Below are 14472 nucleotides of genomic sequence, written 5' to 3'. Positions count from 1 at the left end.
ATTAGAAAGTTATATTAGCTCCCAATATGAAAGTTCTTGCCTGCGGATAAAATGCTCTGTCTATTCCAAAAGAATCTCCTGCCGCAATTTCCGGATCGTACCCGGTATATTTTGTAAAAGTAACTAGGTTTTCAGCAGTTACATAAAATCTTAACTTGTTAACTCCAAAGTTTTGGGTAACATTCTGAGGCAGCGTGTAGCCTAACTGAATTAATTTAATTCTGAAATAATCTCCTTTTTGCAGATACCAGTCAGATAGTCTTGAGTAGTTTTTATTTGCATCTGCTCGTGTTAGTCTTGGATTTTCATTTGTAGAACCTTCTCCCGTCCATCTATCTAAGATTTTGGTTTGATAATTAGCATCTAACATATCCAATCTTCTTAAACCCTGAAAGATTTTGTTTCCTCCCGCACCCTGTCCGAATACCATAAAATCCCAGTTTTTATAGCTTACATTTAAAGTAGCTCCATAATTATATTTAGGAATTGAACTTCCCAAATTCACTTTGTCCAAATCATTGATTACCCCATCGCCGTTAGAATCTGCCCAAATAAAATCTCCGGGTTTTGCCTCTGTTTGAAGCAATTGTCCTTTAGAATTTACATACGCATCAATCTGCGCCTGATTTTGGAAAACACCCAAAGTTTTAAAGCCGTAGAAAGAATTATAGGCATCACCTACTACAATTCTTTGGATCGATCCCATAGATTGGAAACCTGCTCCATCCAAAAATTTTGTTCCCTGTTCTAGCGATAAAACTTCGTTTTTATTGTAAGCGAAATTAGTATTTACAGAAACCGTGAAATCGTTCCAGTTTTTCTTGTAGCCTAATTCTACTTCAACCCCCTTATTGCTCATGTCTCCAATATTGGCAACGTAAGATCCTGTAACTCCTACATATCCCGGAATTTGAACCGGTCTAAGAATATCTGACGTTTTCTTGTTATAAACATCAACTGTTAAAGTAAAGTTTTTGAAAAGTCGTAAATCTGCTGCAATATTTGTTTGTGTGGTCGTTTCCCATTTCAAATCTTTATTTTCAAGACCATTTTGCAAATACCCAATCAATACGCCTCCTGATCCACTGGTATAGTTTGCTCCAGGAATATAAAGTTTTGAAAATTTGTAAACTTCAATACCATCATTCCCTAAAGTTCCGTAGCCTCCACGGAATTTTAAACTATTTACCACATTATTTTCCGGCCAGAAGTTTTCTTTATCCACATTCCATCCTAAAGAGAATGAAGGGAATACACCCCAATGATGATTTGCTCCAAATAACGAAGAACCATCATATCTTAATGTACCAGTAAATAAGTATTTATTTTTAAAATCATAAATTAATCTTCCAAAATAAGAAGCTTTGTTCCATTCCTGATTATCCCATGCTGAAGAAGTTTGGTTTGCCAAAGGAACTTCAAAGTTGAAGGAAGCTTCTTCATAACTGCTGATCGGAAGCCCCTTATGAGTAACGGTTTGTCCATTTCCAATATTATAGTCATAATATCCTGTTCCCAAAAGTACATTCAGGCTATGATCTCCAAATTTATTCTGGTAATTCAATGTATTTTCAAAACTCCATTCAAATTTCTTTTGAGTCGTACGGCTTAAGCTGTTTAGAACTAAATTGCTGTATGTTGCACTTAAATAGAAAAGTGGAGTGAAATTCTGGCTTCCCCAATATGCTTTTTTACCGTTTAATGAAGATTTAAATGTAAAATGATTTAAAAATTTCACTTCTGCAAATACATTAGCAATAAAATCGTCTGACCAGTTATTGTTTCCTAATTGTGTATACCTGAAAGCTCTTGGGTTAGACATTTCCTGGTTTACATAAGGCGAAATTCCGTATGGATTTCCATTTTCATCTCTTACGATATATTGATTGGTGTATAAGGCAGGATTTACCTGTGACCAATCTGTTACCACAACAGGAGTGATGGGGTCCAAATTCACTGCAGAACTCAGAGGACCTCCAAACTCACCGTTAGCATTAATCCCTTGGTTTTTTTGGTTGGTATAAGCAAAAGTTTGCCCCAAAGTAAGCCAGTCTGTTACTTTATGAGTTGAATTTAAACGTCCTGTTAATCTTTTGTAATAAGAAATATCGCTCATTACGATACCTGTCTGATCATAATATCCAAATGACGCAAAGTAAGTAGATTTTTCGTTTCCACCCTGTATACTTACCTCATGGTTCTGTCTTGCTCCGGTTCCGAAAATTTCATTCTGCCAATCGGTTCCTTTTCCGAATGATGCAGGATTTTGAAATCTTACAGCTTGTCCGTCATTGGCAAAACCCTCATTGATAACAATAGCATATTGTGTAGCATCAAGAAGATCAAGCTTTCTCGCAGCATTGCTCACCCCATAAAAACCATTGTAAGATAAGGTAAGTTTTCCTTTTTTTCCCTTTTTAGTAGTCACCAAAATAACTCCTCTTGCAGCAGAAACTCCATAAATAGCAGAAGAAGCACCATCTTTCAATACTTCAATACTTTCAATATCGCTTTGACTTAACCATCCGATTCCGTCTACCACAATTCCGTCAACAACCCAAAGAGGATCATTGTTAGAGGAATAACTGGTAACCCCTCTTACACGAATTGTTGCACTGGATCCCGGTTGACCGGAGTTAGAAATTACGTTAACACCTGCGGCTCTACCCTGAAGAACCTGCTCCGGTTTTCCGGCAGGGATCGCTTCGATGTCACTTGCTTTAATACTCGAGATGGCTCCCGTCACATTACTCTTTTTCTGAGTACCGTAACCAATCATGACTACTTCCTCAATTTTCTGTTCTTTTGGAAGGGTGTCGGTCTTTGTGTTTTGGGCAGTGAAATTAGCAGTGAAATACAGCACCGCAACCATGCCTAAACTTCTAGATATTCTTACATTCATATACAGTTAGTTTTTTAATTCTCAAATTGAGACAATAAAAATATATTTTTTTTTAATTATTTAACATTTTATTAATAACTATTTTAATATTTCCTGTATTTTTGGGCATTTGAAGGCATAAATTTTTCTTCGAAAACCATAAATATTTCCAAAAAACAGATAAAATCAATCCCCAAAATGACGACCAAGCACTCCAAAATTTCACTTCCGCTCAAGCTTACATTTCTAATTTTCTCCATGGTGCTAAACTGCATGGGCATTGTAATTCTTCAACTTTCTGAGGCAAAAATCACTTATGATAAGCTCGGTTTTTTAGAGTCTTTTAAGGATCTTCCCATTGCTTTTATTTCACTTTTTGCCGTTAATTTCATCAGCAAAACCGGAACAAAAAAATCCCTGATTTTAGCTTTAACAATTGTTGGGATATGTTCCCTTATTTTACCTTTCGTAGAAGTATTCTGGTTCTATAAAGTATGGTTTGCCATCATCGGAGCGTGTTTTGCGATCGGGAAAATCTGCGTTTTCGGAATTATCAGAAACAATATTTCGGATGAAAAATCTTTAGCCAAAACCATGAATAGTGTAGAAGCCTCCTTCATGATCGGAATCTTCGTGGTTAATATCGGGTTTGGGTGGGTCATTTCCAGTCAGTTTTCAGAATTCTGGAAATTCGGATTTTTATCCATTTCTGTATTATCGGCAATAACAATCTTTTTATTTTCAAAACTACCAGTTTCAGAACCTGAAAACATGAAGAATGAAAATATTTTTAAGGAAGTTGCAGGAATTGCCAATCCTTTATTAATCATATTTTTAGCAGTTGTTTTTTCTATTGTTTTTGTAGAGCAAAGCTTTAATTCATGGCTGCCGTCTTTTTACAAGAATCATTTAAAGGTAAATTCTTTTTTTGCGCTTCAGGCATCTTCGTTTTTAGCCCTGTTTTCTTATATTGGAAGAACAGTTACGGCTAATGTTATCCAGAGATTTTCTTTGCCGAAATATTATATTCTGTGCTTATCATCCATTGTTATAGTGCTTTTAATCATTATCGGAATACAATTTTCAGGAATGGACGATTCTAAGATCCTGCTGTTTCTCTTCCCAGTTATCGGATTGTTTTTATCTCCGCTTTATCCGGTCATCAACTCTAAGATGATTGCCACAATCGATAAGTCGAAATCCAATGTTTTCACCTCGCTGATTGTTATTTTTTCATCATTGGGAAGCTCTGTAAGTTCGATCATCATGTCGGTTTTATTCGGAAATCAGCTTCTGAATTACTATTCTGTGTATATTTTATCTGCTGTAATTCTGTTGTTTACAATTAGTTTAATTTATTTTAGATTTGCAGATAAAAAAATTTAGAAAATAATTTTATTTTTATCCCATGAAAATCAAGAACGAAAAGAGTAAGGAAACCCTTCAGGAACTTATTGATACAAAAGACTTTGTAGCACACGTGTCTGTAGACTGTACTATATTTGGTTTTCATAACAACATCCTGAAAGTTTTACTCTTAAAATACCATGACCTCGATTTGTGGTCTCTTCCCGGAGGTTTTGTTTTTAATGACGAAGATCTTCGCGAAGCAGCGGAACGTGTTCTTTATGAAAGGACACATCTCCAGAATATTTTCCTGAAACAGTTTCATACTTTTGGAAGAATCGACAGGACGGAAAACAATGTTCACCAGATTTTGCTGAAAAACAAAGGTGTTGAAGTTCCTAAAGATCACTGGATCTTCCAGCGTTTTATTACAGTAGGATACTGCAGCCTGATTGATTTTTCGATGGCAAATACCTTTCCGGATGCTTTTAATGAAAGCTGCGAATGGTTTGAGGTAGACAAACTGCCCAAAATGGCATTTGACCACGACAGAATTATCGAAACCGGACTGGAATATCTCAGAATGAACATCAATACCGAAGTAGCGGCAAGTAATCTTCTTCCTGAAAAATTCACCATGAAAGATCTGCAATGTCTGTATGAAACAATTTTGGGTGAAAAATTCAGAAGGAATAATTTTCAGCGTAAAATTTTAAGTCTTAATATTTTAGACCGCCTCGAAAAACTGTACGACGGTTCTGCCAATAAAGCTCCGTATTTGTACAAGTTTAAAACCAGAATCTACAATCCGACAAACCAGTACCCTATTTCAAACGAAGCGGAAAATTAATTTTTGATGTTTTGTATTTAAAATTCAGTTTAAATATCTAAAAATCAACAGATAAAAGTCATTTAAAAAAAATTTCTCTGAAATAGTGAAAAGTCTTATTTTTAGGAAAATTAAAATATAATGTCATATTATTCCCTTACGAGCATTCCCGATTATTATGGGATCGATGCTTTACTTACTGAAGAACATAAACTTATCCGACAGTCTGTAAGAGACTGGGTGGAAAGTTTTGTAATGCCACAGATTGATCATGCTGCCCAAAACCACACCGACATCCCGAATTTAATGAAAGAATTGGGACAAATCGGGGCTTTAGGACCTTATATTCCGGTTGAATACGGCGGTTCCGGACTGGATCAGATTTCTTACGGTCTGATTATGCAGGAGCTTGAAAGAGGTGATTCTGCAGTACGTTCTGCTGCCTCTGTGCAAAGTTCTCTAGTGATGTTCCCTATTAATGAATTCGGTTCGGAAGAACAGAAAAGAAAATATTTACCCAAATTAGCTGCCGGAGAAATGATCGGTTCTTTCGGTTTAACGGAGCCAAACCACGGTTCTGATCCGGGTTCTATGGAAACCCATTTTAAAGACATGGGAGATCATTATCTTCTGAATGGGGCTAAAATGTGGATCACCAACTCTCCTCTTTGCGATATTGCCGTAGTCTGGGCAAAAAATGAAGAAGGAAAAGTTCAGGGATTGATTGTTGAAAGAGGAATGGAAGGTTTTACAACGCCTGAAACTCACAATAAATGGAGCTTAAGAGCTTCAAAAACAGGAGAACTGGTTTTTAATGATGTAAAAGTTCCGAAAGAAAATCTTCTTCCGGGAGTTACAGGACTAAAAGGACCTTTATCTTGTTTAAATTCAGCAAGATATGGTATTTCATGGGGGGTTATCGGAGCGGCTATTGATTGCTACTGCACTGCTGTTCAGTATTCTAAAGAAAGAAAGCAGTTTGGAAAACCAATCGGATCTTACCAGTTGCAACAGAAGAAATTAGCTGAATTCTTAACGGAAATCACTAAAGCTCAGTTACTTTGTCTTCAGTTAGGAAATCTTAAGAATGATCATAAAGCAACTCCTGCCCAGATTTCCATGGCAAAAAGAAACAACGTTAAAATGGCGATTGATATTGCAAGAGAATCCCGTCAGATTCTTGGAGGAATGGGAATTATGGGTGAATTCCCGATGATGCGCCACGCCGCAAACCTAGAATCTGTGATTACTTATGAAGGAACGCACGACGTTCATTTATTGATTACAGGTCTTGATATTACAGGAATTAACGCCTTCTAAGAGAGAAAATTTTGTAATAAAATAATACAGAGTCTGACCAGTTTTTGGTCAGACTTTTTCTTTTAAAAAAAAATTGATATTCGCTGAATAATTATTGATCTAATAAAATTATTGATGTTTTATTTTAAAATTTTAATTTAAACATCAATAAAAATTGACAATATGAAAAAATCAATTACTCTTTTTCTGGGACTTACTGCTTCCTTTTATTTTGCACAACAAGCCGGAGATGTTTTCAGTGTTGAACCAAAACTTGATCTTACTCCGCAAGCGGTGGCGGGTTTTATCTCAAACAATCTTGGCGAACAGAATTCTCCTGATTTTATAAATTATCTCAACAGTTTTAATGTAGGATTAAAGGCCTATAAAATAACATATTATACAAAAAACGAGAAAAATAATCTCGTAAAGGCAACCGGACTTCTGATGTATCCAAAAGCGAACTACAAGCTTTCTACGGTAGTTTCGGATCACGGAACCACGGACAGCCGCCAAAATGTACCTTCCAATCTTAAAGGAGTTCTGTATGCAGGATTTGTAGTGGAGCTTTCCTATGTCCTGAACGGCTATATTTTAATGGCTCCCGATTATGTAGGGATGGGAAGCGGAGACGGAGTTCATCCCTATGTACACTATCCTACCGAAGCTTCTGCGACCATTGATTTTGTGACGGCAGCTAATAAAGTTCTTGCCCTGCAAAATGTAAAACGCTACGACGAGTATTTTTTAGCAGGTTATTCGCAAGGCGCTCATGCAGCAATGTCCACATTAAAGAAATTGAGCATTTCGAATCCCAACAACCTGAACTTCAAATATGCTTATATGGGAGACGGACCGTATGATTTTTCGGGCGTTACTTTACAGAAAGGGGTTCTGGAAAAAGATGTTTACCCTTTTACTTCTTTTATCGCCAATGTTGTTAATACCTGTAATAAAACAGGTTACCAAATGTACAACAGCAGTATTTCGGAAGTAATCTCCTCAGAATATCTGGATCGCTACAATTATCATGTTGTTCAGGATAACGGAGGTCTTCTTTGGGGTCCTTTGGTGTGGAGAACACTTTTTACAAATAATTTTGTAAATGATGTTACGAATAATCAGAATAACAAATTGAGACAATGCCTGAAATCAAATGACGTATACGACTGGTATAACAAAACACCCATGACTTTAGGACATTCTACGGTTGATCTCGCCATTCATCCAGATAATACTTCTAAAACCATTGAGGTTCAGAGAGGTTATTATTCCTGGTGGGATCTGAATAAATACAAACTGGAGGCATTTTATTGGGGACCTTTAGGACATATCGGAGGAATTGTGCCTTTTGTTCTGGCATCCAATGCCAAATTTAATACTTTAAGAAGCGGCGGACTTTTTAACGAATGGGCAATGCTGACTTCAAAACAGTCTCAAAATAGTCAATCAGGGATCAGTTCTATTTATAAATCACAGCTAAAACCTGATCTTCAGAATATGGAACTTCTTGAAATCACAGATTTCAATAAAGAAAAGGCTGAACGAAAAGCTGTGAGCAACAACAATTTAGCCTCCTTACAAGATGGAGTATATTTATTAAAAGTCTCTGAAAATAATTCGGAAAAACTCATTCCGTACATTAAAAACAGTCCGGAAACGGTAGAAGAAAAGGATATTGTAAAATCTGAGATCAATAATATTCTGAGTTTAAAAATCAATCAGGAAGAAATTTTGGCTGTCAATATTTTTGATGACAATAAAAATCTTATCAAGTCGGTTTCTCAGGAACAATATATGAAAGACGGAGGAATAAACCTCAATACAATTGATTATCAGAATCTTACTTTAGAAATTACCACCCGTTTCTATAATTTACAGTTTAAAAAACAAATCAGTGAACTGAAAACGGAAGATACAGTTTCGGTTATTGCTCAGAATAATCAGATTATTGTAAGAGCTAAAAACGGTATTAAACATATCAGTATTTACAGTATTTCAGGAGATTTGATCCAGAATCAGGAAGTAAACAGTTCTCAATTCGAGTCAAATACCATCAAAATGGGAGTTTATGTGGTTCAGGTAATTCAGAATGATGGAAAAATCTTCAATAAAAAAGTGAAATTATAGTAATTTTCTTCATACAATCCTTCAAAGAGTGCATCCGTTTCAGATGCACTCTTTTTATACAGAATAAGGTTTTATGTTTTCAATAAATGCAAGATCCGGATTCAGAATTTCTTCAATCAGGCTTTTAATGGATTTCATGGCGTCATCAATATCTCCTTTTTCAAATTGAAGAGAAACAACGCCTTTTTTAGCTTCCGCAAAACTCCAGATTCCCGTCTCAATCGGAAGTCCCCAAAACTCGGGAAGATTCTGCACGACATACTGATAAATACACAACTGCAAAGCTTGTTTTCGGTCGCTGTTATGGAAATATTCGTGTACATTGGATTCGTCGATTTTTACGATAAGATTTTTAATTTTTGCCGTTTTATAATCAATAATTCTCAACGTTCCGTTAAGCCGGTCGATCCTGTCGATGAAGCCGAAAAAAGAAACTTTGTCTTTTTCATCAAGATAAAAATCTACATTTTCGAAACGTTTTTCGATGTCTAAAATTTCCAGTACGTTTCCGCTTTTTACCAGTTCCAAATCATGATTTAAAATATTTTCAATTACTTTTTTAGCAATGGCTTTATGAATGAAATTCATTCCTTTTTCATAAAATTCCGGCTGATGTTTCAGCTTTTCAATAGCCACTTCTATGTATTGATCTATTGCTTTAACTGATTCTTTTAAATCGTTTTCTTTTAACACTTTACCTTTTAATACTTCATAAATTTCTTGAAGGGTATAATGCACCAGATTTCCGTAATTTTTTACAGACAGTTCTTCTTCAATTTCATCACTTTCAGAAGTATTTAAAATCTTGGAAAGGTAAAAATCAATCGGATTGTACAGATAACTTGTAAGGTGAGAAGCCGAAACTTTTTCCTTCCATTTTTCCAACCGCTGAAGAACAATTTCGGTTTTTGAAATTTCGATAGGCTGCGTAATAATCGGCTCGGAAGAATTTTCAATGATGAGATGTTCGATATTGTGAGAACTTTCCATTTCGATCTGGGTGATGAAACGGCTTTTTTCTCCTGTATTCACTCCGGAACTTAAGGCATTAAACAATAAATGTACATTTTTAGAATCCTGAATCAATCTGTAAAAATGATAGGCATAAATACTGTCGTTTTCCAAAAAAGTATGAAGATCAAAAAATCTTCTGATATCAAAAGGAATATACGTATTCTGTGAATTTCCGAGCGGTAATTTCCCTTCGTTTACAGAAAGCATAATCACGTTTTCGAAATTCAGGAGACGGGTTTCCAGAAGTCCCATAATCTGCAAACCTCTCAAAGGCTCCCCCTGAAAATCAATACTTTCTGAATTAATATGCTGATTAATCAGAATTTCCAGTGTTTCCATTTTAATTTCAAACTGATAAGGAGACAACTGATTTTTGATAATTCTGAAAGCATTTTCGAAATGGGAAACGTTTTCATACTGAATATCATCAATTTCCAGCCATTTGATCTGCTTACAGAATTCAATTAAAGAATCTAAATAAACAGTTGTAGAGTCTGCTTTTTTCAGTAAATTATAGTACGAAAGTTCATGTAACAATTCGTGAAAAAGCTTTTTGGAAATGTAAACGATATTTCGTTCTTCGATTTTTGCTTTAAAATTATTGATCACCAATTCATCTTCAGCAGATTTCGGCAATTCTTCCAGAATCGGGAAAATATCGCGGTAATAGTACGACGATTTGTTTTTCTCGAGTTGTTTCTGAAGATAAAAAAGCTGTTTTACGGCATTCGAAAAAGAAAGATTTTTCAGAGGAAAACCCATTGTTATATTCAGATTGGGAACGCCGTGCATTACATCCAGACTTGCAGGAAGCAGATTTTCATCCAGCAAAACCACCGCAGTGTCGGAATAGGTTTTATTTTCTATTTCTTTGAAGATTTCCGGTAAAATTTTCGTCTGGGTAATGTTTCCTGAAACTTCGTAAACTTTTATGTTCTTAGGCTGATTAAAGTCGTCTTCAATCCATTGAAAAAGACGGTGATCATCAAATTCTTTCCACGTTTTATGGTTTCTTAAAAACTTTCCTGCTTCCTGTCTTTCATCATCAAAATAATAATGATCTGCCTGAAAAAAGCACTGTCCTTTGTCCCATTGCAGAAGACTTCTTACAAGCTTTTCTTCCGCCGGAGTAAAGGCGTTGAAGCCACAGAACACAAATTTTTCTTCGGTATTTTTGGCAAACTCATCAATCTTTGCTTTTGCCGCTTCGTTGATCATTCCGGAAGTTGCCCAGTTTTTCTCCTTCAGTTTTTTCTTGAGAACGGGAAGAAAGACATTCATGTTTTTCCAGAAATTAAGGAATTTTTTTCGCGGTCCTTCATCGTCTTCTCCCAAATCCTGCGCCCATTCTTTAATCCGCTCTTCATCAAACATATACTGTAAAACGGCTTCATCACTTTCGGAGAATTTCAGGATATCGTCCCAGTCTTTCTGTAACGTAGGAAACCATTTCAGAAATTCTGCAAAATCGTCATTGGGAATCAGATTCAGACTTTTATAGACATCAAAAGCGAAAAGCCAGAGTGCAATTCCCTGAATCTGCTGTTTGTCGGCAATTTTATCAATCAGTTCCTCAATCGTAAAAAAATTCGGGAGAAATCCGGAGTAATTATTTTCCTCAAGAATACGTCTGATGAAAACAATGGGACGTTTTCCGGGCAGAACGATGTTAAATTCAGATAAATCGGAATTTTGGCTTAATAATTCACTGATGATTTTATTGAGGAATTTCAAGAGGTTTTATAGTTTTTGTAATTTTCCAGTTGTTCCGCAATAATACGGTTGTATTCCGCCTGCTTTTCCTCTACCATTCCGTTCCTTGTTTCGCCGTCATAAGTTTTCTGAAAATCCTGATATTCTTTAAGGATCGTATTGTAAATGGTTTTAAAATACTTATCGAAATCGGCTCCGTTTTTAATCTTTTCCGCCACTTCTTTTCTCAGTTTGCGGGCAAAAACTTCGGCAACATCAAAATGTTTCTGCTCATGAAGCAGCACATAATCATTGATTCTTTTAACGTCTTTCCACGATTGGTTTTCGTTAAAAATTGTCTGAATCGTAATTTTTACCGGAGCTTTCGGATTGGAAGATTTTACGTAAGAATACGTCCAGCCACAGTTGGTATATGCCACGACATTCTCTCCACGCTGGTTATTGACTTTGCTTTTAAAATTGCTCCAATTCAATTTTTTTCCCTCTTCCCACTTTATTTTCTGACCGAATAGAATATTGGAAATCAGAAAACAAGCTAAAAAAACTCCTTTCATTTATTTTTATTGAACTACTATTGTTTTGGTGATCCAGTTGTTACCGCCATTCCAGAATTTAAAAGTATACGTACCAATCTGTTGCGGACTGAAATTGATCTGATTAGCGGAAGTATACGCTTTTTCCGTACACGGTCCGTTCGTAATATATTTGTATGCCGTAACAGTTCTGGTTAAGTTATCATTATGTACATAATCATATCCATAAAAACCCTGACAATGAGATGGATAAGTAGAATAAGTCTTAATACTCTGAACCGAAAAAACATCCATCGTATCATTAACAATCCTCACACTGTCAATTTTAATTTTATCAACAGATTCTATGGTGTTATAGTCATCATCATTGTTACAAGATGTAAAAAATAATCCTAAAACTAATGCAGAAAACCCAAAATGGAGAAACTTTTTCATAGTTACAAAATTTAGATTATTATTAAAAAATCATCAAAATTTATTCCTTAATACTGTAAAATTAAGAATTAAAATTACCTTTAGAAAGATACACTACTTTTTTGGTATCATAAAATTCTTCGTCAAAATAACTTTTCAGGCTGAAAATTTCACATTTCAGTCCGGCAAGTTCTTCAGCAAGATCCCCTCCTTTCAGATACAGAACGCCATTATGCTTTGTATTAAATTGCTCTTTCTCGAATTTACCTTTCAGCCATCTTAAAAATTCCGGCATCTGTGTTACGGCACGGCTTACTACAAAATGGAATTTTTCCTTTAATTTTTCCGCTCTTCCGTGGATTGCGGTTACATTTTTTAATCCGGCTCCTTCTGCAACAGCATTTACCACCGTTATTTTCTTTCCGATAGAATCAATCAGGGTAAAATGCGTTTCGGGAAACAAAATTGCAAGAGGAATTCCGGGAAAACCACCGCCTGTTCCAATATCCAAAACTTTTGTTCCGGGAGCAAATTCCATCACTTTTGCAATTCCCAAAGAATGTAAAATATGCTTTTCGTACAGAGATTCCATATCTTTTCTTGAGATCACATTGATTTTTTCGTTCCATTCGTGGTATAAAACTTCCAGTTTATTGAACTGATCGATCTGATTTTCTGTAAGATCCGGAAAGTATTTTAGTAGTAACGTTGTAGACATGTAAATTATTATAAAAAGCAAAAATAAGTTTTTTATCAGCTTTATTCAAATTATCAAAACCAAGATTTACCTTTCAGAAATTTCTTTACTCCTCTTTTTCGATATAATTGTTGATTCTTTTCAGTAATTTAGAAATTTTCTCATCCGGTTTTCCGGGATTGATGGATGACTGATTGATTCTTATTTCTACACAGATTCTGTTCATGAAGGAGCAAAACTATTTTTACTTTAAACAATTAACTGAATAAGTAATAAAACGCCAACGCAGACAAAAAAAGCTTACTCCGGCTGTATTTTAATTTCTGAAGAAATACTTTTTATTATATTTGTTAAAATAGAAATAATTACATGGAGAAACTTTCAGATAGAGTACAAAGACTTGGTTACTCACAAACTTTTGTTATGTCGAATAAGGCTAGAGAAATGAAAGCCAGCGGAATAGATGTTATAAGCCTTACTTTAGGGGAACCCGATTTCGATGTTCCGGACAATATCAAACAGGCTGCTTTTGATGCCATTAACCAAAATTACAGTCACTACTCTCCTGTTCCCGGATTTTTAGAACTTCGTGAAGCGATTGCTCACAAATTAAAACGAGATAATAGTTTAGAATATAAACCAACGCAGATCTGCGTTTCCAACGGTGCAAAACAGGCAATTTTAAATGTTCTGGCTGCTCTTCTTAACGATGGAGATGAAGTAATTCTTCCGAATCCTTACTGGGTAAGCTATGATGAAATGGTAAAAATGATGGGCGGAGTTTCTGTGATGCTTCCGACTTCATATGTAACGGATTTTAAAATCACTGCGGAACAGCTTGAAGAAGCCATTACGGATAAGACGAAGGCTATCCTGTTCAGCTCACCGTGCAACCCTTCTGGCGGATATTACACGTATGATGAACTGAAATCTCTGGCAAAAGTGATTGCCAAATATCCTCATGTAACGGTAATTTCAGACGAAATCTACGAATTCATCAACTACGAAACGAAAACAACGTCGATTGCTCAGTTTCCTGAAGTTTACGAACAGACTGCCGTTATTAACGGGATGTCTAAAGCGTTTGCGATGACAGGATGGAGAATCGGATATTCTGCGTGTCCGGAATGGCTGGCTAAAGCGTGTGAAAAAATTCAGGGACAAATGACGAGCGGAGCGAACACAATGGCTCAGAGAGCGTCTATCACCGCTTTAAAGACCGATCCTTCGGAGTATAAATATATGATTGATGCTTTCAAAAAAAGAAGGGATCTTGTTTATGATTTAATTAAAGAAATCCCAGGTTTTAAAGTAGTTTTGCCTAAAGCTGCGTTTTATTTCTTCCCTGATGTATCGCATTACATCGGAAAAACGCTAGACGGAACAGAAATTAAAGATTCTGATGATTTTGCGATGTTCCTTCTTGAAAATGCTCATGTAGGATGCGTTGGCGGAGTTTCTTTCGGAAGTCCTGAATGCATCAGATTTTCTTATGCGGCTTCGGAGGAAGATTTAAAAGAAGCTATGAGAAGAATTAAAGATTTACTGGATAAATTTAACTAAGAGTGATTTAAATATTTTTTTAAATAATAATCAAACATATTCCAACATCAAT

10 protein-coding genes are annotated in these 14472 nt (G+C 35.6%); 5 read left to right on the top strand and 5 right to left on the bottom strand.

Going from position 1 to position 14472, the window contains the following annotated elements; all coding sequences use genetic code 11:
- Window position 1 precedes the first annotated feature (1 nt).
- On the bottom strand, window positions 2–2902 hold the full coding sequence (locus B0E34_RS12495; RefSeq protein WP_087709902.1) for a SusC/RagA family TonB-linked outer membrane protein: 2901 nt from the start codon (window positions 2900–2902) through the stop codon (window positions 2–4).
- 177 nt (window positions 2903–3079) lie between these two features.
- Here B0E34_RS12495 and B0E34_RS12490 point away from each other — a divergent pair, with 177 nt between their 5' ends.
- The 4 genes from B0E34_RS12490 (at window position 3080) to B0E34_RS12475 (ending at window position 8486) form a co-directional block, all read left to right on the top strand.
- Window positions 3080–4267: an MFS transporter gene (locus tag B0E34_RS12490; protein WP_228423070.1), complete on the top strand. Its 1188-nt coding sequence runs from the start codon at window positions 3080–3082 to the stop codon at window positions 4265–4267.
- Between the two features lie 22 nt (window positions 4268–4289).
- Window positions 4290–5078, top strand: coding sequence for an NUDIX hydrolase (locus B0E34_RS12485; RefSeq protein ID WP_076390384.1), 789 nt, complete (start codon window positions 4290–4292; stop codon window positions 5076–5078).
- Between the two features lie 120 nt (window positions 5079–5198).
- Window positions 5199–6377, top strand: coding sequence for an acyl-CoA dehydrogenase family protein (locus B0E34_RS12480; RefSeq protein ID WP_087709898.1), 1179 nt, complete (start codon window positions 5199–5201; stop codon window positions 6375–6377).
- A gap of 162 nt (window positions 6378–6539) precedes the next feature.
- Complete coding sequence (locus B0E34_RS12475) at window positions 6540–8486, top strand: T9SS type A sorting domain-containing protein (RefSeq protein WP_087709896.1); 1947 nt, start codon at window positions 6540–6542, stop codon at window positions 8484–8486.
- Window positions 8487–8540: 54 nt separating this feature from the next.
- Here the strand turns inward: B0E34_RS12475 and B0E34_RS12470 are convergent, their stop codons facing one another.
- The 4 genes from B0E34_RS12470 to rsmG all read right to left on the bottom strand — a co-directional run bounded on the left by B0E34_RS12470 (window position 8541) and on the right by rsmG (window position 12878).
- Window positions 8541–11234, bottom strand: coding sequence for a PD-(D/E)XK nuclease family protein (locus B0E34_RS12470; RefSeq protein WP_087709895.1), 2694 nt, complete (start codon window positions 11232–11234; stop codon window positions 8541–8543).
- Entirely contained in the window at window positions 11231–11767 is a 537-nt protein-coding gene (locus tag B0E34_RS12465; protein ID WP_087709893.1) for a DUF922 domain-containing protein, read from the bottom strand. The genes B0E34_RS12470 and B0E34_RS12465 overlap by 4 nt, the downstream gene beginning before the upstream one ends.
- Window positions 11768–11773: 6 nt before the next feature.
- Complete coding sequence (locus B0E34_RS12460; RefSeq protein WP_087709891.1) at window positions 11774–12181, bottom strand: hypothetical protein; 408 nt, start codon at window positions 12179–12181, stop codon at window positions 11774–11776.
- A 61-nt stretch (window positions 12182–12242) separates the two neighbouring features.
- Complete coding sequence (gene rsmG, locus B0E34_RS12455) at window positions 12243–12878, bottom strand: 16S rRNA (guanine(527)-N(7))-methyltransferase RsmG (protein ID WP_087709889.1); 636 nt, start codon at window positions 12876–12878, stop codon at window positions 12243–12245.
- Window positions 12879–13226: 348 nt separating this feature from the next.
- On the opposite strand from rsmG, the gene B0E34_RS12450 reads away from it, so the two are divergent.
- A complete protein-coding gene (locus B0E34_RS12450; protein WP_087709888.1) occupies window positions 13227–14420 on the top strand; it encodes a pyridoxal phosphate-dependent aminotransferase in 1194 nt (397 codons plus the stop codon).
- Window positions 14421–14472: the final 52 nt, after the last annotated feature.

Source organism: Chryseobacterium mucoviscidosis (genome assembly GCF_002177115.1).
In the GTDB taxonomy this organism is placed as follows: Bacteria; Bacteroidota; Bacteroidia; order Flavobacteriales; family Weeksellaceae; genus Chryseobacterium; species Chryseobacterium mucoviscidosis.
Note: the sequence above shows the minus strand (reverse complement) of the source record. Positions and strands in the feature narration are given on the sequence as shown.